Annotated in this window: 20 protein-coding genes; 9 read left to right on the top strand and 11 right to left on the bottom strand. The window is 52.3% G+C overall.

Translation table 11 applies throughout. The annotated features are described in order from the left end of the window. The first annotated feature begins 154 nt into the window (after positions 1-154). Positions 155-1,651, top strand: coding sequence for a sodium:solute symporter (locus ABVM99_RS03565; RefSeq protein WP_023194610.1), 1,497 nt, complete (start codon positions 155-157; stop codon positions 1,649-1,651). A 285-nt stretch (positions 1,652-1,936) separates the two neighbouring features. After that, positions 1,937-2,818 (top strand): MurR/RpiR family transcriptional regulator, encoded by an 882-nt coding sequence (locus tag ABVM99_RS03570; protein WP_000433673.1) that lies wholly within the window; start codon positions 1,937-1,939, stop codon positions 2,816-2,818. Positions 2,819-2,923: 105 nt separating this feature from the next. Here ABVM99_RS03570 and phoH read toward each other — a convergent pair whose 3' ends face one another. Both phoH and putP read right to left on the bottom strand, forming a co-directional pair. After that, entirely contained in the window at positions 2,924-3,712 is a 789-nt protein-coding gene (gene phoH / locus ABVM99_RS03575) for a phosphate starvation-inducible protein PhoH (protein ID WP_000533527.1), read from the bottom strand. An 892-nt stretch (positions 3,713-4,604) separates the two neighbouring features. Next, the gene (gene putP, locus ABVM99_RS03580; RefSeq protein WP_001018467.1) at positions 4,605-6,113 is read right to left on the bottom strand and encodes a sodium/proline symporter PutP; all 1,509 of its coding nucleotides are present in this window, start codon (positions 6,111-6,113) and stop codon (positions 4,605-4,607) included. A gap of 421 nt (positions 6,114-6,534) precedes the next feature. On the opposite strand from putP, the gene putA reads away from it, so the two are divergent. Beyond that, the gene (gene putA, locus ABVM99_RS03585) at positions 6,535-10,497 is read left to right on the top strand and encodes a trifunctional transcriptional regulator/proline dehydrogenase/L-glutamate gamma-semialdehyde dehydrogenase (protein ID WP_052938281.1); all 3,963 of its coding nucleotides are present in this window, start codon (positions 6,535-6,537) and stop codon (positions 10,495-10,497) included. 58 nt (positions 10,498-10,555) lie between these two features. Beyond that, on the top strand, positions 10,556-10,951 hold the full coding sequence (locus ABVM99_RS03590; RefSeq protein ID WP_000821059.1) for a lysozyme inhibitor LprI family protein: 396 nt from the start codon (positions 10,556-10,558) through the stop codon (positions 10,949-10,951). Here ABVM99_RS03590 and rutR read toward each other — a convergent pair. Together rutR and ABVM99_RS03600 are read right to left on the bottom strand one after the other, a co-directional pair. Continuing rightward, positions 10,948-11,586 (bottom strand): HTH-type transcriptional regulator RutR, encoded by a 639-nt coding sequence (gene rutR, locus ABVM99_RS03595; protein ID WP_000083128.1) that lies wholly within the window; start codon positions 11,584-11,586, stop codon positions 10,948-10,950. The two genes, ABVM99_RS03590 and rutR, sit on opposite strands and share 4 nt — an antisense overlap. 136 nt (positions 11,587-11,722) lie before the next feature. Then, a complete protein-coding gene (locus ABVM99_RS03600) occupies positions 11,723-11,890 on the bottom strand; it encodes a general stress protein (RefSeq protein WP_001273663.1) in 168 nt (55 codons plus the stop codon). A gap of 384 nt (positions 11,891-12,274) precedes the next feature. On the opposite strand from ABVM99_RS03600, the gene wrbA reads away from it, so the two are divergent. Both wrbA and ABVM99_RS03610 read left to right on the top strand, forming a co-directional pair. After that, the gene (wrbA, locus tag ABVM99_RS03605; protein ID WP_001062898.1) at positions 12,275-12,871 is read left to right on the top strand and encodes an NAD(P)H:quinone oxidoreductase; all 597 of its coding nucleotides are present in this window, start codon (positions 12,275-12,277) and stop codon (positions 12,869-12,871) included. A gap of 20 nt (positions 12,872-12,891) precedes the next feature. Further along, complete coding sequence (locus ABVM99_RS03610) at positions 12,892-13,119, top strand: YccJ family protein (protein ID WP_001143125.1); 228 nt, start codon at positions 12,892-12,894, stop codon at positions 13,117-13,119. Positions 13,120-13,152: 33 nt separating this feature from the next. On the opposite strand, the gene agp is transcribed toward ABVM99_RS03610, so the two are convergent. From agp to ABVM99_RS03635, 5 genes are all read right to left on the bottom strand, one after another. After that, complete coding sequence (agp, locus tag ABVM99_RS03615) at positions 13,153-14,394, bottom strand: bifunctional glucose-1-phosphatase/inositol phosphatase (RefSeq protein WP_000749201.1); 1,242 nt, start codon at positions 14,392-14,394, stop codon at positions 13,153-13,155. A gap of 132 nt (positions 14,395-14,526) precedes the next feature. Further along, positions 14,527-15,033: a protein disulfide oxidoreductase gene (locus ABVM99_RS03620; RefSeq protein ID WP_023195191.1), complete on the bottom strand. Its 507-nt coding sequence runs from the start codon at positions 15,031-15,033 to the stop codon at positions 14,527-14,529. Then, positions 15,023-15,646 (bottom strand): DsbA family protein, encoded by a 624-nt coding sequence (locus ABVM99_RS03625; protein ID WP_023195192.1) that lies wholly within the window; start codon positions 15,644-15,646, stop codon positions 15,023-15,025. The genes ABVM99_RS03620 and ABVM99_RS03625 overlap by 11 nt, the downstream gene beginning before the upstream one ends. After that, positions 15,643-17,529, bottom strand: a complete 1,887-nt coding sequence (locus tag ABVM99_RS03630) for a protein-disulfide reductase DsbD (protein ID WP_052938280.1) — start codon at positions 17,527-17,529, stop codon at positions 15,643-15,645. The genes ABVM99_RS03625 and ABVM99_RS03630 overlap by 4 nt, the downstream gene beginning before the upstream one ends. Positions 17,530-17,577: 48 nt before the next feature. Then, complete coding sequence (locus tag ABVM99_RS03635; protein WP_001118902.1) at positions 17,578-17,940, bottom strand: copper resistance protein; 363 nt, start codon at positions 17,938-17,940, stop codon at positions 17,578-17,580. A gap of 235 nt (positions 17,941-18,175) precedes the next feature. Between ABVM99_RS03635 and cbpA the strand changes: the two genes are divergently transcribed. The 3 genes from cbpA to ABVM99_RS03650 all read left to right on the top strand — a co-directional run bounded on the left by cbpA (position 18,176) and on the right by ABVM99_RS03650 (position 20,417). Continuing rightward, entirely contained in the window at positions 18,176-19,096 is a 921-nt protein-coding gene (gene cbpA, locus ABVM99_RS03640; protein ID WP_000420603.1) for a curved DNA-binding protein, read from the top strand. Continuing rightward, positions 19,096-19,401 (top strand): chaperone modulator CbpM, encoded by a 306-nt coding sequence (gene cbpM, locus ABVM99_RS03645; RefSeq protein ID WP_001284251.1) that lies wholly within the window; start codon positions 19,096-19,098, stop codon positions 19,399-19,401. Before cbpA ends, cbpM begins: the two co-directional genes overlap by 1 nt. 653 nt (positions 19,402-20,054) lie before the next feature. After that, the gene (locus ABVM99_RS03650; RefSeq protein WP_001537781.1) at positions 20,055-20,417 is read left to right on the top strand and encodes an anti-adapter protein IraM; all 363 of its coding nucleotides are present in this window, start codon (positions 20,055-20,057) and stop codon (positions 20,415-20,417) included. Positions 20,418-20,824: 407 nt separating this feature from the next. Here ABVM99_RS03650 and ABVM99_RS03655 read toward each other — a convergent pair whose 3' ends face one another. After that, entirely contained in the window at positions 20,825-21,763 is a 939-nt protein-coding gene (locus tag ABVM99_RS03655; RefSeq protein WP_000976557.1) for an MBL fold metallo-hydrolase, read from the bottom strand. A gap of 13 nt (positions 21,764-21,776) precedes the next feature. Continuing rightward, entirely contained in the window at positions 21,777-22,673 is an 897-nt protein-coding gene (gene hpaA, locus ABVM99_RS03660; RefSeq protein ID WP_000336602.1) for a 4-hydroxyphenylacetate catabolism regulatory protein HpaA, read from the bottom strand. Positions 22,674-22,682 lie beyond the last annotated feature (9 nt).

Consider the following 22,682-nt stretch of genomic DNA (forward strand, 5'->3'; position numbering starts at 1 on the left):
TAAATGCTCTGCCTTTTACATCTCATGATTAGCGTCATTGAGATTAACAAAAACTATTACTTGATCTGAATATCGTATCGTCTGAATGATGGGAAGATAAAAATACACAGACGATGACCGAAACTCTACTCAAAACCATAAGCAGGAAAGAACTATGATTACACATTCTTTCGGCATCGTTAATTATCTTGTATTATTTGGCTACCTCCTGGCCATGATGTTAGTCGGTGTCTATTTTTCCAGACGGCAAAAAACAGCAGACGATTATTTTCGCGGTGGTGGCCGGGTTCCTGGTTGGGCGGCTGGGGTCAGTGTATTTGCTACTACGTTAAGCTCAATTACATTTATGTCAATTCCTGCCAAAGCGTTTACTTCCGACTGGACGTTTATCATTGGTCAGTATCTGGCTATCGCAATTTTACCGCTGGTTTTTTATTTCTATATTCCGTTTTTTCGGAAATTGAAAGTCACATCAGCCTATGAATATCTCGAAGCACGGTTCGATGTGCGCTGCCGTCTATTCGCCAGCATGTCATTTATGTTGTTTCATATCGGACGTATCGCCATTATCACTTTCCTCACCGTGCTGGCCTTGCGCCCCTTCATCGCTATAGACCCGGTGATTTTGGTACTGTTGATTAGCGTGATGTGTATCATTTATACCTGGATGGGTGGAATTGAAGGAGTAATATGGACTGATGTTATTCAAGGCCTCTTACTTTCTGGCAGCGCGATACTGATTTTTATAGTGATATGTCTCAAAGTCCAGGGCGGCATTGGTGAAATTTTTACGGTGACGCAGCAGGCGGATAAATTCTTTCCGGCTACGCAGTTCCACTGGAGCTGGACGGAAAGCACAGTACCTGTATTGATGATTGGTTTTCTGTTTGCCAATATTCAGCAATTTACTGCCAGTCAGGATGTGGTCCAACGCTATATCGTGACTGACTCCATAGAGGAAACGAAGAAAACATTACTTACAAATGCCAAACTGGTTGCTGTGATCCCTGTTTTCTTTTTTGCTATCGGCTCGGCATTGTTTGTCTACTATCAGCAACATCCACAATTATTACCGGCGGGATTCAACACTGGCGGCATTTTACCCTTATTCGTGGTCACCGAAATGCCAGTCGGCATTGCAGGGTTGATAATCGCCGCTATTTTCGCTGCTGCGCAGTCCAGTATCTCCAGCAGCTTAAACAGCATTTCCAGTTGTTTTAATTCCGATATCTATCAGCGTTTGAGTCATAAAAAAAGAACGCCAGAAAACCGTATGAAAATAGCTAAGTTAGTTATTCTGGTCGCGGGCCTGATAAGTAGCGCGGCCTCGGTATGGCTGGTCATGGCCGATGAATCAGAAATCTGGGATGCATTTAATAGTCTGATAGGTCTGATGGGAGGGCCAATGACCGGTCTGTTCATGCTGGGCATTTTCTTTAAACGAGCAAATGCCGGGAGTGCGGTTTTAGGAATTATTATCAGCGTCATTACCGTGCTGGGCGCACGCTATGCCACTGACCTTAACTTCTTCTTTTATGGGGTCATTGGCTCGCTAAGCGTGGTGATCAGCGGCGTTATTTTCGCCCCGTTATTTACCCCGGCACCGCCATTGACGCTGGATGAAAAACCTGAACCAAAGGTGACATTATGATTTCATGATACCACGCTATACCGACACAGCACACGGTGACGCCAACGCGCGGGGCGACAATACCGGGCCAGATATAAACCATCCGTCAGATGGCGCGCTATAAACACCGTAAGAGCAAACAGATTACTCTCCAGTGATGTTCTGTCATAAGTTGGCAACGCGATGTAAATATTCCCCCTCCTTTACTTACATCGCGCTTTTTTTCATGCCGCAGACTTGATAGGCTCTGCTCTGTTCGATATTGCAGGCTTTGTGCCGCAATCAGCCCTCAAGAGCAGGAACTATATGGAGCCTCAACCCCCACGTCTTAAACCCGGAAAAATCCTTGACACTCTGGGTGCTATGCAAAAAAGCCTGACACGTGCCTCCCAGCGTATTGCGCAATATATTTTAGCCTTCCCCAGACAGGTGACACAGTCATCTATTGCCGATTTGTCGCGCGACACACAGGCCGGAGAAGCCACGGTTATTCGCTTTTGTCGCACCCTGGGCTATAAAGGTTTTCAGGATTTTAAAATGGACCTGGCCATTGAACTTGCCACTACCGAGTCTGATGACAGTAGTCCTCTACTGGATGCCGAAGTTAGCGAATCCGACGATGCCCACGCCATTGGTTTAAAATTGCAGAACACCATTAGTAATGTATTATCTGAAACGCTAAATCTGCTTGATATGCAACAGGTTCTCGGTGTCGTGGACGCCCTACGTCACTGTCACTCAGTTTATATCTTTGGTGTGGGCTCATCGGGGATCACGGCGCTGGATATGAAACACAAGCTAATGCGTATTGGTTTACGGGGCGATGCGGTAAGCAATAACCATTTTATGTACATGCAGGCTACGCTATTAAAAGCAGGCGATGTCGCGATGGGTGTCAGTCACTCGGGCACATCGCCAGAAACAGTGCATTCACTCCGATTGGCCCGACAGGCTGGCGCCACCACAGTCGCCATTACCCATAATCTGGGTTCTCCATTATGTGAAGAGGCCGATTTTTGCCTGATCAATGGTAATCGGCAAGGAATGTTGCAGGGTGACTCGATCGGTACGAAAGCCGCGCAGCTTTTCGTCTTTGACCTGCTCTATACCCTTCTTGTACAGTCCTCGCCGGAACAGGCCCGAGAAAGCAAATTACGGACAATGAATGCCCTGGACATGACAAAATAATTCCCTTCACGTACAGGCGTCATTTTCCTTTTTTGTCCATGAGTCTGCTGGACGCTTTATAGACAACAAAGCCCGGTCTCCCGGGCTCTGAAAGTCAATGCTATATTAGCTGTATGCGTGGAGCGTTCGCTGACAAAGCGCCGAGCGCACGCAGTCGTCTTTGTTGAAATGCACAATCCCTACCATTTCATCTTCTTCAAAGCGTTCCAACGCATCGCTCAATCCGGAACGCACGCCGCGCGGCAGGTCGCATTGCGTAATATCGCCATTGACAATGACCGTGACATTTTCGCCTAATCGCGTCAAAAACATTTTCATTTGCGCCGCAGTCACATTTTGCGCCTCGTCGAGGATCACGACCGCATTTTCAAAAGTACGCCCACGCATATAGGCGAACGGGGCAATTTCTACCTTACCGATTTCCGGGCGCAAACAATATTGCATAAAGGACGCGCCCAACCGTTTAAGCAGGACATCGTAGACGGGACGAAAATAAGGCGCGAATTTTTCAGCGATATCACCGGGCAAAAAACCAAGATCTTCATCAGCCTGCAATACCGGACGCGTCACAATGATCCTCTCGACGTCCTTATGAATCAATGCTTCTGCCGCCTTTGCCGCACTGATCCATGTTTTTCCACAGCCGGCTTCGCCGGTCGCAAAAATAAGCTGTTTACTGTCGATAGCGTTCAGATAATGCGCCTGTGCTTCATTTCGCGCCTTAACAGGAGAGGTATCGCGACTATCGCGCGCCATGCCAATGGCTTCTACTCCGCCCATCTGTACCAGTGACGTGACCGATTCTTCTTCACGTTGCTTATGACTACGCGAATCTCGTCTCAACACACGCTTTGCTTCACGACGAGCTTTGATCACTGCTTTTTGTCTTCCCATGGATAGCACCTTGAGTTGTAGGTATACATCACCCGCGTTCTCTTGAACGCGATTATGCGCACACACATCTGAGGGTTGGCTTCCTTGTAAGCCTTAGCTTGCTTTTTGAAACGACGCCACACACGGCTACGCGCACCACATATGACGTCATGGGTATGGACAGTAAGAGAAATGATGAGAGCTTTTAAGGTGACAAGACCACCACCGGAGAGAGAATGTCCGTACAGGGTGTTGTAACTACTGTAAACAATGTGTCCTGGTGCGGACATTACCATTCGCGATCTCCATAGTGAGTGACCATCACTGCCGGGGAACTACCGCTATTACTACTAAGTACAACACAAAACATCAATAATGCAACAATATATTCACCAAGTATTAACCAAACATTATTGCGTCATTGTCAGTCTCTTACAGAAAGATTACACGATTATTTCATCGGCAGGAGACTAAAAAAGATAATCATTAGCTACTGCGGGTATTAATGGTGAAACCACCCATAACCCATTGAATATTCAACATATAAAAGGTTAAAATGGAGTAATTAACGTGTCCTCTCTCCCATCGCTAAAACGGCATTATTTATGCAAAATTTTGTGCGGCATACTTACGCCAGTAACGCTGACTCGTTTTAATTTTTGTCATTACTCTATTGCGTCAAGGCTATTGGTACCATTAACAGGCGATTTCATATATGGCCAGTTAGTGATTACTCGAGACGTATTACGGCCGCGTTAACGGCGCTCAAGGGCTAAAAATAGTTTGAGAGAGCGTCCTCATTTACCTGAACATCTTCAGTCAATCGGTCCGGGACTTATCAGAGGACCAGGCAGGCGTATAACGCCGCCTGGTAAAATATGCCCGATGGCAATAATGCTATCGGACATGTCGGTTATTCCGCCTGTAGCTTCGACGGCGGCGCGGAATGATAATGCGCGTCCGCTTTTGCAAAGCGTTCCTGCATCGCTGCTGTCGGCGCTTTGCCAAGCAGGCTAAAGATTACGATCCCCAGGCTGCCGAAAATGAAGCCAGGGATGATCTCATACAGATCCAGCCAACCATATTGTTTCCAGACGATAACCGTCACCGCGCCAATAATCATTCCCGCCAGCGCGCCGTTACGTGTCATACGCGACCACATCACAGAAAACAGGACAACAGGTCCAAATGCCGCGCCGAATCCAGCCCAGGCGTAGCTCACCAGCCCCAGCACACGGTTATCGGGGTTCGCCGCCAGCGCAATGGCGATCAGCGCTACCACCAGCACCATCACTCGCCCTACCCATACCAGCTCTTGCTGGCTGGCGCTTTTACGCAGAAAAGCCTTATATAAATCTTCCGTAATCGCGCTGGAGCATACCAGCAACTGACAGCTCAACGTCGACATCACCGCCGCCAGGATAGCAGACAGCAGAACACCGGCAATCCACGGGTTAAACAGGATCTGCGCCAGTTCTATAAATACGCGTTCTGAGTTTTGGTTCACCGCCCCGGCCAGCGCGGGGTTATTGTTAAAGTACGCAATGCCAAAGAAGCCCACCGCCACCGCGCCCGCCAGACACAGAATCATCCAGGTCATACTGATACGACGCGCATGAACAATACTGTGATGGGAATCCGCCGCCATAAAGCGCGCCAGGATATGCGGCTGACCGAAGTAACCCAGTCCCCAGCCCATCAGAGAAATAATAGCGACAAAATTCAGCCCCTTGAGCATGTCGACATTCTCGATGCTCTTTTGCTTGATCACCTCCAGCGACTCGCTAAAACCGCCTACGCCGACAATAACCATCACCGGCGTCAGGATTAACGCAAAAATCATCAGGCTGGCCTGAACGGTATCCGTCCAGCTAACGGCAAGAAACCCGCCTATAAACGTATAAATAATGGTTGCCGCGGCCCCCGCCCACAGTGCGGTTTCATAGCTCATACCGAAGGTGCTTTCGAACAGTCGTGCCCCAGCGACAATACCTGACGCGCAATAGATAGTGAAAAACAGCAGAATGACCAGCGCGGAAATAATACGCAGGACTCGGCTCTTATCTTCAAACCGACCGGTAAAATAGTCCGGCAGCGTGAGCGCGTTATTGTTAAATTCGGTATGCACGCGCAGGCGCCCGGCCACCAGCTTCCAGTTAATCCATGCGCCTAACGTCAGACCAATGGCGATCCAGCTTTCAGAGATCCCCGACAGAAAGATAGCGCCAGGCAGCCCCATTAACAGCCAGCCGCTCATATCCGACGCGCCGGCTGATAAAGCCGTAACAAACGGCCCCAGACTGCGACCGCCAAGAATATAGTCATCAAAGTTTTTGGTTGAGCGCCAGGCGATAAACCCAATCAATATCATGCCAAAAATATAGACACAGAATGTCACCAACATCGGTGTGCTAATAGCCATCAAGGTTCTCCAAATTTATTTATTGGCACTACCGTAGCGTGCCGTTTTGTACCCTGCCGGAACGTGGCAAGGGTGTTATGTTTACCAGGGCGACCGTATCCTGCCGGAAGCGGTGGTTATTCACAATCGATTTAACACACCATTTACATCAAATTTGATTGCAGAGGGATACTATTTTTCTCCAGGTTGCACTCTCTCACATTTTTTACGGTTGCACCTTTTAAAAGTGTTAACTACCGCAGAGAAAATAAATCCAGATGGTTTTCCCCGTCAGACTCCCTCTTTCTTTTTTTAACAATTTATTCATTTTTAAGCTTGCAACGCAGGTCACATTTAACGCGGTTGCACAAAGTTGCAACATAGTGGATATTTTCCGCTAACTATTGGTTAGCAGATAGAGCGAATAACAGGAGTAGAGGGTATGGGAACCACCACGATGGGGGTTAAGCTGGACGACGCCACGCGCGAACGGATCAAAATGGCCGCGTCGCGTATCGATCGCACGCCGCACTGGTTAATAAAACAGGCAATCTTTAGCTATCTGGACAAGCTGGAAAATAGCGATACGCTACCGGAGCTACCTGCGCTGTTTGCCGGCGCGGCAAATGAAAGCGAGGAGCCGGTCGCGCCGCAGGATGAGCCGCATCAGCCCTTTCTGGAGTTTGCCGAACAAATTCTTCCCCAATCCGTCTCTCGCGCCGCCATCACCGCCGCCTGGCGCCGCCCGGAAACCGATGCAGTGTCAATGCTAATGGAACAGGCGCGCCTGTCGCCGCCTGTCGCTGAGCAGGCGCATAAACTGGCGTATCAACTGGCGGAGAAATTGCGCAATCAAAAATCCGCCAGCGGTCGCGCGGGTATGGTGCAAGGCCTGTTGCAGGAGTTTTCCCTCTCTTCGCAAGAAGGCGTTGCGCTGATGTGTCTGGCGGAAGCGCTGCTGCGTATTCCCGACAAAGCTACGCGCGATGCGTTAATTCGCGACAAAATCAGTAATGGCAACTGGCAGTCGCATATTGGCCGTAGCCCGTCGCTGTTTGTAAACGCCGCCACCTGGGGGCTGCTCTTTACCGGCCGACTGGTCTCAACGCATAACGAAGCCAATCTTTCGCGCTCGCTGAACCGCATTATCGGCAAGAGCGGCGAGCCGTTAATCCGCAAAGGCGTCGACATGGCGATGCGTTTAATGGGCGAGCAGTTCGTGACTGGCGAAACCATTGCTCAGGCGCTGGCGAATGCCCGAAAACTGGAAGAGAAAGGGTTCCGCTATTCTTACGATATGCTGGGCGAAGCCGCGTTAACCGCCGCCGATGCGCAGGCCTATATGGTCTCTTACCAGCAAGCGATTCATGCCATCGGCAAAGCGTCTAACGGTCGCGGTATTTACGAAGGGCCAGGCATCTCGATTAAGCTGTCCGCCCTGCATCCACGCTATAGTCGTGCACAATACGATCGGGTAATGGAGGAGCTTTATCCGCGCCTGAAATCACTGACGCTGCTGGCGCGCCAGTATGATATCGGTCTCAATATCGACGCCGAAGAGGCGGATCGTCTGGAGATCTCGCTCGATCTGCTGGAAAAACTCTGCTTCGAACCCGAACTCGCAGGCTGGAACGGCATTGGCTTTGTGATCCAGGCTTACCAAAAACGCTGCCCGCTGGTCATTGATTATTTAGTCGATCTGGCCTCCCGTAGCCGCCGTCGGCTGATGATTCGTCTGGTGAAAGGCGCCTACTGGGATAGCGAGATCAAACGCGCGCAAATGGAAGGGCTGGAGGGTTATCCGGTTTATACCCGCAAAGTGTATACCGATGTCTCTTATCTGGCCTGCGCGAAAAAACTGCTCGCCGTTCCTAATCTGATCTACCCGCAGTTCGCGACCCATAACGCTCACACACTGGCGGCGATTTATCATCTGGCCGGGCAAAATTACTATCCGGGTCAGTACGAATTCCAGTGCCTGCACGGCATGGGAGAACCGCTGTATGAACAGGTCACCGGTAAAGTGGCGGACGGAAAACTTAACCGTCCCTGCCGTATTTACGCGCCGGTGGGAACACACGAAACCCTGCTGGCCTATCTGGTACGACGCCTGCTGGAAAACGGCGCCAACACCTCTTTTGTCAACCGCATCGCCGATGCCACCCTACCGCTCGATGAACTGGTGGCCGACCCGGTCGAGGCCGTGGAAAAACTGGCGCAGCAGGAAGGTCAGGCTGGCATACCGCATCCGAAAATTCCGCTGCCGCGCGATCTGTACGGCGAAGGTCGGATAAACTCCGCCGGACTTGATTTAGCGAATGAACATCGCCTCGCCTCGCTTTCTTCTGCCCTGTTAAGCAACGCCATGCAGAAATGGCAGGCCAAACCTGTACTGGAACAACCGGTGGCCGACGGTGAGATGACGCCGGTTATCAACCCGGCGGAACCGAAAGATATTGTCGGCTGGGGACGCGAAGCGACAGAAAGCGAGGTTGAACAGGCATTGCAAAACGCGGTCAATCAGGCGCCGGTTTGGTTTGCGACGCCGCCGCAAGAACGCGCCGCCATTTTGCAGCGGGCGGCGGTATTAATGGAAGACCAAATGCAGCAGTTGATTGGCCTGTTGGTGCGTGAAGCGGGGAAAACGTTCAGCAACGCCATTGCCGAAGTGCGCGAAGCGGTAGACTTCCTCCATTATTATGCCGGTCAAGTGCGTGACGATTTCGATAACGAAACGCATCGCCCGTTAGGGCCGGTAGTCTGCATCAGTCCGTGGAACTTCCCGCTGGCCATTTTCACCGGCCAAATCGCCGCCGCGCTGGCGGCAGGTAACAGCGTTCTGGCGAAACCGGCAGAGCAGACATCGCTGATTGCCGCCCAGGGCATTGCCATTTTGCTGGAAGCGGGCGTACCGCCGGGCGTCGTGCAACTGTTGCCGGGACGGGGAGAAACCGTCGGCGCCCAGCTTACCGCCGATGCGCGTGTACGCGGCGTGATGTTTACCGGTTCCACGGAGGTCGCGACGTTGTTGCAGCGCAACATCGCCACGCGTCTTGACGCCCAGGGCCGCCCTATTCCGTTGATTGCGGAAACCGGCGGTATGAACGCTATGATTGTCGACTCTTCCGCGCTCACCGAGCAGGTGGTCGTGGATGTGCTGGCTTCCGCTTTCGACAGCGCCGGACAACGCTGTTCCGCGCTCCGCGTGCTGTGTTTGCAGGACGATATCGCCGAACATACGCTGAAAATGTTACGCGGCGCGATGGCGGAGTGTCGGATGGGGAATCCAGGCCGTCTGACGACCGATATCGGGCCGGTGATCGATAGCGAGGCCAAAGCCAACATTGAACGTCACATCCAGACAATGCGCGCCAAAGGCCGCCCGGTTTTCCAGGCCGCGCGTGAAAAAAGCGATGACGCGCAGGAATGGCAGACCGGTACGTTTGTTATGCCCACGCTTATTGAGCTGGAAAACTTCGCAGAACTGGAAAAAGAGGTCTTCGGGCCCGTGCTGCACGTCGTGCGTTATAACCGTAACCAACTGGCGGAGCTTATCGAACAGATTAACGCTTCCGGCTACGGGCTAACGCTGGGCGTACATACCCGTATTGATGAAACCATTGCGCAAGTCACCGGTTCCGCCCATGTCGGCAACCTGTACGTTAACCGTAATATGGTGGGCGCGGTCGTCGGCGTCCAGCCGTTTGGCGGCGAAGGACTGTCCGGCACCGGGCCAAAAGCGGGAGGGCCGCTCTATCTCTACCGCCTGCTGGCACACCGCCCGCCCAATGCGCTCAATACGACGCTGACTCGTCAGGATGCGCGTTACCCGGTAGATGCGCAGCTTAAAACCACGCTACTCGCGCCGTTGACCGCCCTGACGCAATGGGCGGCGGATCGCCCGGCGCTACAGACGCTCTGCCGACAATTCGCCGATCTGGCGCAGGCCGGCACGCAGCGCCTGCTACCGGGACCGACCGGCGAGCGTAATACCTGGACGCTGTTGCCGCGTGAACGGGTATTATGCCTGGCTGATGACGAACAGGACGCGTTGACGCAGCTTGCCGCTGTTCTCGCCGTCGGCAGTCAGGCGCTATGGTCAGACGACGCCTTCCACCGCGATCTGGCGAAACGTCTCCCCGCCGCCGTTGCGGCGCGTGTCCAGTTTGCGAAAGCGGAAACGCTGATGGCGCAGCCGTTTGACGCGGTGATTTTCCACGGCGACTCCGACAAGCTGCGAACCGTGTGCGAAGCCGTCGCCGCCCGCGAAGGCGCGATAGTGTCGGTACAGGGGTTCGCCCGCGGCGAAAGCAATATGCTGCTGGAACGGCTCTATATTGAACGTTCGCTGAGCGTAAACACTGCCGCCGCTGGCGGTAATGCCAGCCTGATGACAATTGGCTAATACTGTGGTTAATTAAGGCTCCGTCAATGGAGCCTTTTTACTCGCGTCAGAGGACCGTATGAAACGAATTTTCCTTACCTGCGCGGCGTTGTTGTTCAGCAGTCAGGCGTTGGCCGATGAGTGTGCCAGCGCCAGTACGCAGCTGGAAATGAATCGCTGCGCCGCCGCGCAATACCAGGCGGCAGATAAAAAGCTGAACGAAACCTATCAAAGCGCGATTAAGCGTGCGCAACCGCCGCAGCGCGAGCTGTTGCAAAAAGCGCAGGTGGCATGGATTGCACTGCGGGACGCCGATTGCGCTCTGATTCGCTCAGGTACGGAGGGCGGCAGCGTGCAACCCATGATCGCCAGCCAGTGCCTGACCGATAAAACGAACGAACGCGAAGCGTTTTTAGCCTCGCTGCTGCAATGTGAAGAGGGGGATTTGAGCTGCCCACTGCCGCCAGCCGGTTAACGCACGCGAATCCCTTCAATAATAATGCGCTGAACGCTTTCGACCGTTTGGTTAAAAAAGGCTTCATCGCGAAGCGTCGCGCCGGTTACCGCCTCAACCTGAGGGGCAAAATCGGCGTAATGTTGCGTGGCGGCCCAAATCATGAAGATCAAATGGTGCGGGGAGACGGGCGCCAGTTTCCCGCTGTGCACCCATCCGGCAATCAGCGCGGATTTTTCATCTATCAACGCTTTTAGATCGCCGGTCAGTTCCTCCATTAAGAGCGGCGCGCCCGCCAGCATCTCCATGCAGAAGAGCCGCGACGCCTGCGGATAATCACGCGAAACTTCCAGCTTGAGACGGATATACTCTTTGATGGCCTCCAGAGGGGAAAATTCTGCGCGAAACGCCTTGAGCGGCGCCAGCCAGACATCCAGGATCTGTCGCATTACCGCGACATACAGCGCCTCTTTCGAAGGATAATAATAAAGCAGATTGGTTTTGGAGACGCCTGCCCGCTCGGCGACCTGCTCAAGACGCGCGCCATGAATGCCATACTGGGAAAAAACAGCAAGCGCGGCAGTTAAGATAAGCTGCCGTTTTGCACCGGTGGCCTGCGAGCGTTTCCCGATTTTTTTCTCTGTGCGTTGCGACATGCGCCCTCTCCTTTTTGTCAGGACGCAAGCATACCAAATCCGGCTTATAAACAAAAAAACCGCCGGAAATCCGGCGGCGGTGGCGCATGACGCTTTTTAGCGCGAAACGCTCAGCGTCTTGCTGTTGTGACGCAGGCTAGCTATTACGGTTACTGCTTTTGCCCCCTTTTTTGCCTGCTTCGGATGCACGCTGCGGGTCATTCTTAAAATTGCCCCCGCTGTGCTGACCACCTTTACGACCTGCTTCTGATGCTCTTTCGCGGTCTTCCGCAAAATTACCGGAACCGCCACGATGGTTTGCCATTACTGACCTCCGTCATAGATTAGACATCATATTGCATAGGTAATGAGGAGTATCTCCTCGCGCAGCGTATGAACGATATCATCAGTAACGCCGCGTAACATTAAGCATAGTGAAAAACGTCGTGGTAGGCCGCTTACCGAAATATTCTGCAACATTGGAAGCCGAATACGCAGAATAATAACCATAAGAAATAAATAAGTTATTCTTATATTTGGGAAAATCAAAGCGCTTAAAAATGTATCATTTTGCAACAAAGGTCGCCAAATTAATTATTGTTATAAATCAAAGAAATGGCGCTGAAATTTGCACTCTTCACAGGAGGGCATATCTTTAAATAGACGTAGCGAATCGCTACACACCTGATTAATCTGAGGAGTAGTACAAATGGCAAAGATTCTGGTGCTCTATTATTCCATGTACGGACACATTGAAACCATGGCGCACGCGGTGGCGGAAGGGGCAAAGAAAGTCGACGGCGCAGAGGTCATTATAAAGCGTGTGCCAGAAACAATGCCGCCTGAAATCTTCGCAAAAGCTGGCGGTAAAACGCAAAACGCACCGGTTGCCACTCCACAGGAGCTGGCGGATTACGATGCCATTATTTTTGGTACGCCAACCCGGTTTGGCAATATGTCAGGCCAGATGCGTACCTTCCTGGACCAAACCGGCGGACTGTGGGCATCCGGCGCGCTATACGGCAAGCTCGGCAGCGTGTTCAGTTCTACCGGAACGGGCGGCGGCCAGGAGCAGACGATCACCTCGACCTGGACTACGCTTGCCCATCATGGGATGGTGATTGTCCCGATAGGCTATGCCGCACAGGAACTGTTTGACGTCTCCCAGGTTCGCGGCGGCACGCCTTACGGCGCAACGACTATCGCCGGAGGCGACGGTTCGCGTCAACCAAGCCAGGAGGAACTCTCTATCGCTCGCTATCAGGGGGAATACGTCGCCGGTCTGGCAGTCAAACTCAACGGCTAATCTTCAACAGGAGGATTCGAATGCCAACTCAAGAAGCAAAAGCGCACCGCGTCGGCGAATGGGCAAGCCTGCGTAATACGTCGCCGGAAATTGCCGAAGCCATTTTTGAAGTCGCTCACTATGACGAGAAACTGGCAGAAAAAATATGGGAAGAAGGTAGCGATGAGGTGCTGATCAAAGCCTTTGAGAAAACGGACAAAGACTCGCTCTTCTGGGGCGAACAAATCATCGAACGTAAGAACGTATAACACAAACGCCCCCGCCTGCGCGGGGGCATACGGCTATTTTGCGGCAGTGTTCATGACGTTATCGAACTTATCCAGCGGACAGAAGCCGTTCGCATCCACCGGACATCCTTTCAGTTCCAGGGTTACCCTTTGCGCGGGCGATTTGAGCGTTAACGCTTCCGCATTGCGTAACTGCCGGGCGCTCTGGTAGACATACTCGATTTTCATCAAATCCCGGTTAGCGTTGCCGTCATGCCAGCGTTGGAAGACAAGCTGGCCGCCAATCGGCGTTCTCTCATACTGGTCATGGAGCTGATAGGGTTTAAAATCCAGCGCCGTCAGCAGCGACGCGATATTGGAGTCATGCCCCACCAGCACGGTAACCTTCGGCGCGCTAACGCGATCGGCAACCAGCACCTTATCGATATATTTCACCAGCGGCGCAGCGACATTGCGCGCCACCGTGGGTGAGGTAAACAGGCTGTCCTGATAGCCGTTTTTCAGTTTTGACAGCACCTTCCACTGCCGATCGGTGTGGATCCCGCCCCAGGCGACCTGATCCATCGGAAACCCTTCGTAATATTGCAGGGTAAATGCATCCACCAGCGAGTTCCCTACTTTCAGCGGCCCCTGCACGCCAGGCTCTTGCTGATAGTTCGCGCTGAAGGTATCTTTCGCGTCGATTAGCGAACACTGATGCTTCTCTTTGCAGGACGGCGAGTCCTGATAATGCGTTATCTGCTCAAGCAGTTTATAACTCTCATCAAGATGTAGCTGACTACGCGCCTTTTCCATCGCCTGTACGGCCTGTTGCCGGAACGCGGCGGAATCATCGGTAATCACCGGATTGAAGGTAGGATCCATAGTGCCCATTTTTTCCTGATGATGAACAGGAATATCACAGCCGGGGAAAGCGCCGGTAATGAAAAATTGCGCGGTGGCGACGGTGCGCTGCAAACTATTCGCATAGGCATATACCGTGTCGGGCGCCGGACATTCTCCCGACGGTATCAGCCCCTGCGCGACCAGCCATTCACGTGTGTAGTGTCCCATATAGACTTCCAGCACGCCGCCTTTCGTCGTCAGTTGCCCGCCGGGAACGTCCCACGCCGGCCAGGCATTCGGCGTCGACTGCGCCAGTACGCTGCCATTATTCGCCAGCGGTGCCCGCAGATTATGGCGGCTCATCATCAGCACCTGTTGTAATTGATAACCCTCCGGCGTTGTCTGCGCCTGTACGGCGGATGACAACAAAACAGCCCCTGCCACAGCAACAGCGAGTAATGATTTTTTCATCCCTATGACCTCTTGTTGTTATCAAATCGTTCTGAGTGTGACAGAAATGGATCATTTTTCCGGGAACGATTTCGCAAAACGGGGGTTTTTCTTACAGTAAACGCGTTAGCGCCGGGAAACCCCGGCGCATATTCAGAACGTTTTTGCCCACCACAGCCGAAGCTTCATGCCCCAATAGCTGGTCCAGCCGCTGGTGGTGAACACAACCCGACCTTGTGAAACCACCACCAGCGTTGGCGTCACGCTGATTTCCCATCCAGCGGATAAGGCGCCGTTAGCATCATTGATGACCGGGAAGTCAACGCCCTTGCGCGCCAGCCAGCGGGCAACCTCAGCGTCATCGCCGGAGCGGAGCGCAACGGTCATGACGTTTTCCCCTTCCGCCGCCAGGCGAGCGACCGCAGGCGTAGTAAAGCGGCATACCCCGCACCAGCTGGCCCAAAAATAGAGCAGTACGGGGCGTTCTTCGCTCAATGTCGCCAGAGTTGTCGACTCTCCCATCAGCGTACGTAATGGTGTCGCGGCAAACGCCGGAGGCGCCTGCGGCGCGCGCCAGACGTCCATGACCACCATTATCGCGATGAGGAGCGCCAGAAAAACCGCGGCTTCACGCAGCCAACGCCGCAGTTTACCCGTCATTGGCAGCCGCCAGTTTTTCTTTCACCACCGCTTCCAGCGTATCCCAGGGCACCGCGCCCGGAATCAGCTCGTCGCCAATGATCGTCGCTGGCGTTCCTTGCACGCCGACCAGCCTTGCCAACTGCAAATTAGTGCGTATCGTTTCCATGCTTTTTTCATCCAGAGTCACTGGCGTAGCCCCTGCTTTCTGCTGGGCCTGTTTAATACTGTCATCCGTATGGTAACCGCGCTTTTGCATGAGTTTTTCATGTAGCGCGAGGAACTGTTGCGGATGCTCGCGCCAGGTGGTCAGCGCAATACGCGCCGCCAGTACGGAACTCTCTCCTTTGAATGGCAGCGGTTTAATAATGACCGCAACGTCAGGATATTTCTGCACAATCTTTTCCAGCATCGGATCGAGCTGTTTGCAGTACGGGCAGTTGTAATCCGTAAAGTTCACCAGCGTCAGCTTAGGGTGTTTAGCGCCTATCCGCGGGCTGGCAGGATCGTTAAACAACGCCGCATGGATCAGATTTTCAATCTGCTTTTCCTGATCCGGCGTAAAAGGAGCGGTTTCTTGCGCGATGCTCAGCGTTGAAAACAGCGCCAGCAGTAAAACAATCATGTATTTCATTGGGTTATTCCTTTCGCTTTTTTCAACGTTTGTAATACCGCATCGCGGGTCAGCAAAGTGGGCAATGCCTCCCCTTCCGGCAAGCCGGGGCCATATACCTGATTAAACGGCACGGCGACCTGGCCACGCGTTTTCAGAAAATCTGTAATGGCATCGGACGGCAGCGTCCAGTCTCCCCGCAGCGCCACAACATCCGGCTGTTGCAAGGCGGCCTGCACATCCTCTTTTTGCAGGACGTTGTATTTATTCACTTTACAGGTAATACACCAGTCCGCAGTGACATCGACAAATACCCGCTTATGCTGCGCCAGCGCCGACTGGATTGCCTGTTCACTCAACGGTTGCCACTGAACCGTGTCTTGCGCGCTCTTTGACACAGTGAAGCCGAAATGCGGCAGGAGTAACGTCGCCAGCCAGATAGCCGATCCCAGCATCATCAGACCGAGGATCCTGCGCAGGACATTCATCCAGCGCCCGGGGCGCGGTAAACGTAGCGCAAGCCCTGGTCGTATCGCGACCAGTAGCCACGGCGCGCTCATTCCCAGGCCAAGCGCAAGGAACAGCCCCCACAGCGTCGGCAGCGACGCCGTGAGCGCCACCGCGACCGCCGTGCCCAGAAACGGCGCGCTACAAGGCGTCGCCAGCAGCGTGGCGAATGCCCCCTGCCAGAAATGTCCCGACATACCGTTACCGCCGTAAGTGGCCAGTTTCGTGGTCATAGATGAGGGAAGCCTGAACTCAAAAAGCCCGAACAGGCTGGCGCTAAACAACAACATCACCAGCGCCATAAAACCAATAAACCATGCATTCTGGAACTGAACTCCCCAGGCCAGCGCATGGTTTGACAGGCGAAGGAGGGTCATAAACGCCGCCAGCGCCATAAATGACGCAATGATACCGGCGACCGAAGCCAAAAATTGTCGCCTGATGTGAGAGCGGCTTTTTTCCTCTACCAATAAAATAGAGCCAAGTTTCATGCCCAGAACCGGCAGTACGCAGGGCATTAAATTAAGAATCAGTCCGCCGATCAGCGCCATCATTACAACTTGCCAGAAAGGTAGCGCCGCATTGTCCGGCGTTTGCGCTGGCGCAGCGCCAATGGTTTGCGTGCTCTCCTGGGCGATAGCGCCATCGGCTAACACGAGGGTCAGCGATTTGTTGCGCAAATCGGGCGCCTTTTCGCCCCAACTGTCCGTCACCGGCACCGTCGCCTGTAACCTGTCGCCCTCTACGCGCAGGCGAGGCTTCGCAAAATCGACGTCATCTACGGTGTCAAGATAGAGCCCGGGCGATGACCAGCCCGCCGCTCGCGTAGCAGTGACCACCAGTTCTCCCGGGCGATAGCCGACGTCAAGCGAGTCCGTTAGTCCACTGCGGAGCGGAACTTTACCCATCGCCCGCGCATAGTCATGAGCAAAATCGGCATTCTGCACAGTGGGCGCCACGGAAAAGGGGTAATCGGTCAACAGACAAACATTGCTACAGGTTGATAACGTCAACACGCCGCTCAAGGTCGCCGGCGGCGTACCGCGCACGATCATCGGAAAGGTCACCTCGTCGTGATATCCCTGGGTGGTGATATTCGCCACATCAAAGCGCGAGGGGGTTGGCCAGAACCAGCTTACCTCAGGCATGTCGCCTTTCCAGGCGATAGAGGGCGCCACGCCCCCTTCCCCCGGCGCGCGCCAGTAGGTTTTCCAGCCGTTTTCCAGTTTGACATCCAGTAACAGCCGGGTCTCGCCGTTAGCGGACGTATCGGCACGTAGCCGTATGCTGGCATGGTCGTTATCGGGCGAACGCAGCCAGCCGCTTTCCGCCGCCCAGGAGACGGGCAGCCAAAGCCATAACAGGCAGAACAGTATCCGCCTGAACAAAATCATCATATTTTTTCTCCGTGAATGAGTAATTAACCGTTAGCAATAACCGGTCTGTCATTCACGGAAGACACAAAATCGTAGATGTACCCGTAATGTGGGCGGCGAAATAGCCCGTGGAGGCGAAAACGGCAGGCGCATGACCCGGACAGGCGCCAGTAAGGAAAGCAGTAGACAAAGCGCAAGGATAGCGCCTTCAAAGAGTACCGGAGGCGCCGCCAGCAGCGACTTGGCGCTTAATTCACAGGGAGTGACCGGCGAGCCGTCATCTGTCGAGGAGGGAGCGCTGACCACCGCAGCAGAGGCCGTCGCCTGCATCTGCAAGGCGTGCAGGCCCGCCATGCGTTGCGCGGTACAAACCATTACCACGACACATGCAAGGCAAAGAAACCACCAGCCCATCCGTTGTTGTTTCGCCATTGCGCCCTCACTGTTTAACGCGAGTTATCTTAGCCACTGGCGCGGTTTTGGCAACCTTTCCCCTGTAAAGTTATGTCGGCGCGCTGCGCAACCTTCTGATAGTCGAACAACGTAATTTATTCTTACTAATGATATAACTGGTGTTTTCATACGCACTTTTCAGGTTTACCCTACACTTAGTGGAGAAACCTTTTTGGGGTCCCTTCTGTATGTATTGATTTAGCGAGATGATGCTATGGAACTTAAGGATTATTACGCCATTATGGGCGTGAAACCGACGGACGATCTCAAGACGATTAAGACCGCCTATCGCCGACTGGCCCGCAAGTACCATCCAGATGTCAGCAAAGAACCCGATGCCGAAGCCCGTTTCAAAGAGGTTGCTGAAGCATGGGAAGTGCTGAGTGATGAGCAACGGCGCGCCGAGTATGACCAGTTATGGCAACACCGTAACGATCCACAATTTAATCGCCAGTTCCAGCAACACGAAGGCCAGCCGTATAACGCTGAAGATTTTGATGATATTTTCTCGTCTATTTTTGGTCAGCACGGTCGCCATTCGCATCACCGCCACGCCGCACGCGGTCATGATATCGAAATTGAAGTGGCGGTATTCCTGGAAGAAACGCTGGAAGAGCACCAGCGTACGATTAGCTATTCCGTCCCCGTTTATAACGCGTTCGGCCTGGTGGAGCGGGAAATTCCCAAAACATTGAATGTGAAAATCCCGGCTGGCGTCAGCAACGGGCAACGAATCAGACTGAAAGGCCAGGGCACGCCGGGGGAAAACGGCGGACCTAATGGCGATTTATGGCTCGTTATCCATATTGCCCCGCATCCGCTCTTTGATATCGTCAATCAGGATCTGGAAGTCGTCCTTCCGCTTGCCCCATGGGAGGCGGCGCTCGGCGCTAAGGTGTCTGTGCCAACGCTTAAAGAGCGTATTTTGCTGACCATTCCCCCCGGCAGCCAGGCAGGTCAGCGGCTGCGTATCAAAGGAAAAGGATTAGCCAGTAAAAAGCACACTGGCGATCTCTATGCCATCATCAAAATCGTTATGCCGCCGAAACCTGACGAGAAAACAGCTGCCCTGTGGCAACAACTGGCGGACGCGCAGTCGTCCTTTGACCCACGCCAGCAATGGGGGAAAGCATAATGGCTAACATCACTGTCACCTTTACCATCACCGAATTTTGTTTGCACACCGGCGTGACGGAAGAGGAGCTAAACGAAATCGTCGGACTTGGCGTAATTGAGCCTTACGAAGACGATAACGCCGACTGGCAATTCGACGATCGCGCAGCGAGCGTGGTACAACGCGCGCTACGCTTACGCGAGGAGCTGGCGCTCGACTGGCCTGGGATCGCGGTCGCGTTAACGCTGCTGGAAGAGAATTCACGGCTGCGCGAAGAAAACCGGTTACTGCTGCAACGCCTTTCTCGCTTTATCTCGCATCCCTAATCCACGATAAAGGCAATAAACCGAGGGTGGGCTTTCTGCCCACCCCGGATTTACATGCACCCGGTATAATACCAGAATGCCTCTGACATACTTCCCCCAACGGAAGAAATATAGCCTTTCACCGCGCACAACCCGATCAACGAACCGCCAATGTCAGCCATTAATGCGCCATTGCGAAGATCATCGTTTAAATAAAGACCAGCCACACGTTCACATTTTTTAGATACGTCGGTTATTTTTACACGTTAGCGATCATTTATTGCCTGAAGAATATATTCTTTCACTGTTTTGTACTCTCTGGTTGATACGTACCTTCTCCCTGTCAATGCCGGGTAAAATGTACCGCTGCGCTTACAGGTTGCGGTATTTATAAATAAGAAATACAACAGTCACTTACAGTTTAATAATTGAGCGTTATAACATCCACTACCGCCCAATATTTACACCACGCCTAAAATACAAAAATGTAATAGAATGTAAACAAAATAAGAGCATAAAATAAATAACTTATTAAAAAATCAATATAAATAGAGTGGTCAATAAAAAACGATCGTTTTCAACGAGTTATGTTTCTCAGATTTTCATCTATCCTGAATAGGCTTGCGGAAAATGTAATTTACACCATTGACTATTTCACTTAAAAGGTTTCTGTAATGGAATGGAAGGTCGTTGATACAGTTATAAGTCCCTCTACCGGAGTGTCGTTCTCATGCATACATAGCCTAAAAAATCTTAGATTGACCTTATGGTATCAGGCAGATGTTTACATGCCTCCAGGTAGCATTATCATCCCCTTTAATAAGGGGGTCTTAATAAACGATAAACTTTATCCCGTTACTGTTTACAACGTTACCAGGTTTAATCCTGTTCTATGGAAATCGCTTAAAGAAAATAGCCACTGTCCTGGTAACTGCAATCCTAAACCAGAAGCCTGCAGTTATCCTTTCGAGTGTCTGGTATCCGTTTGTCCATTTGGTTTAACCAGAAATATTCAAATAGATAATAAGAAAGTTTAGGAAATAAAGTATGCATTAGCCATACTACTGATTAAGTGTATTCGCGCACGTTTGCAGTATTTTGCAGTTAAATATGTTTGATATAAAAATTGTACAGTTCGGATATTTTTTGATTCGTTTAATCTAACCTTCACTTTGGCAATGAGGAGCCGGTACAGAGGATATTACTGATGGCCGGCAGACAAAGAAACGCATTGCTTTTAACACTGTATAAATTCCATCCGTGACATTCTTATTTAGTGATATTTCACCAGAGCAATCATCTTACCTTTATTGTGCATAAAAATCAGCAAGTAGTGTTTAGAAAAAATAATGTTTTAGACAAAAGCTCTGCGCGTCATGCTGATCGCCAAAAGCATAACGGGCTGACATCATGCCAGCCCGTGGGTTTACCCCTGCCCTGATACTTACGGTACGCTTATCGTCATATTGTCATGACCGACAATGACAGGGCCCGGGTAATTTTTCATGGCTTCCTGTTGCCAGACGTCATCCGCAACCGTCGCAGGCACCAGATGACTTAACACCAGTTTTTTCACGTGGGCCTCGCGAGCAATCTTACCGACATCTTCAATCGTGGTGTGATGCGACGCAATCGCTTCAGCCAGCGTTTTTCCGTTGCCAATACTATTAGCCAGTTTTGCTACCGAAGGGACATGAACCGCCTCATGTACCAGGATATCCGCCCCTTGGGCAAACGTTGCAAGCGGCGGAAACCAGGACGTATCGCCAGAGAAGACGATTCGCTTACCCTGGGTATCAAAACGGTAAGCAAACGCTTCACCGTCCGGGAAAGGGGAATGAGGCACTTTCAGCGCGCTTATTGTAACCAGTTCATCTTTATAGATGACGCCCTGACCAATATCGGTCGCCTTAACCAGGTTGCGCGGATCGGGTTTCCCCTCTTCTTCCATGCGTAGCGTGATATCCCTGTCAAAGACCTTCCAGCTAGCCTTCGTCATCGCCTGGGTTCCCGGCGGGCCATACACCTGTATGGTATGGTCTTTCAGACCACTTGCCCAGGCATTCATCAGCAAGGAAGGATAATCCAGTATGTGGTCGCTGTGCAGATGGGTGAGCAAAATAGTATTGATGTTGCGCAGTGGAATGCCGTTTTTCACCAGTTGCAGACTGGCGCCGTAGCCGGCATCTATCAGCCATATTTTATCGCCGATAGTGAGCGCCGTCGCTTGCGGTAGTCTGGCTGTATTGAGCAAAGAAGGCCCGCCTTTGGTGCCCAGTAAAACAATGTTGATCTCTTGAGGCGCAGGAGCACCGGCAGCAATGGCAAGGTGGCTTTGCGCCAGCATACAAACCGCCAGCATAGCGACGCTTTTTTTCATCATGTTTTTACTCTTCTTAGTTGAGAAAAGAGGGAACTTCACGTTGGCGAAACTGCGAAGGAGAACAGCCAGCAAGGCGATTAAAGAAACGGGCGAAATAAGCCGGATCTTTAAAACCTAATTGCCAGGCGATCTCGTTGACAGCATTGTCGGAAAAAAGCAGCAGTCGTTTCGCCTCGCGTAATTGCCGATCAAAAATCAGGCGTTTAGGCGGGCGATTAGCAAAACGTCGGCAAATATCGGTCAAACGAGATTCGGTAATATGCAACTCGCAGGCATAATCGGGCACCGTCCAGTGCTGATGGAAGTGGTTGTCAATTAACAGGGTAAAGCGCTGAAAAAGTTTCAGTTCACCGCGCATCCCGGTTGCGGCGTGATCGTCCAGCTTCGCATTACGCAACAGCAAGGTAAATACCGCCTGCGCCAGTAGCACCAGGGTATGTTCGCAGCCAGCCAGTTGTTCCGTGGACTCCCGCTCAATTAGCTGCCAGTAATGTTTGAGCGCCGCCAGCTCGTTGGGTTTATCCGCCAGCGACAGGCAGATTCCCGGCAGGCCGAAGGCCTCTCTGGTGCCGGGATAAAGCACCTCCAGCAGCGGCCAAACCAGCTCTTCGCGTACCGTCAGAACATGGCCATCGCTATCCGATTCGGTAATAAAAGCATGCGGCACCGAGGGCGGCGTAAGCACAAATAGCGGCGCCTGCACCGAATAGCGATGATCGTCGAGCTGTAGCTCAATCTGCCCGGTATCAAGAAAGTGCATTTGAAAAAACTGGTCGTGGCGATGCGCCTGCATATCACGACCAAAGAAATCCGCCATACGAGCAAACGACTGATAATGCACATCGTTACTGCCCATGCTTTCGTCATACTCTTTGCTGATATCAATATTGGCGATCGCACGTTGGCACATAGTTTCTCC

The sequence above is a fragment of the Salmonella sp. SJTUF15591 genome (assembly GCF_043356435.1).
Taxonomy (GTDB): Bacteria; Pseudomonadota; Gammaproteobacteria; order Enterobacterales; family Enterobacteriaceae; genus Salmonella; species Salmonella enterica.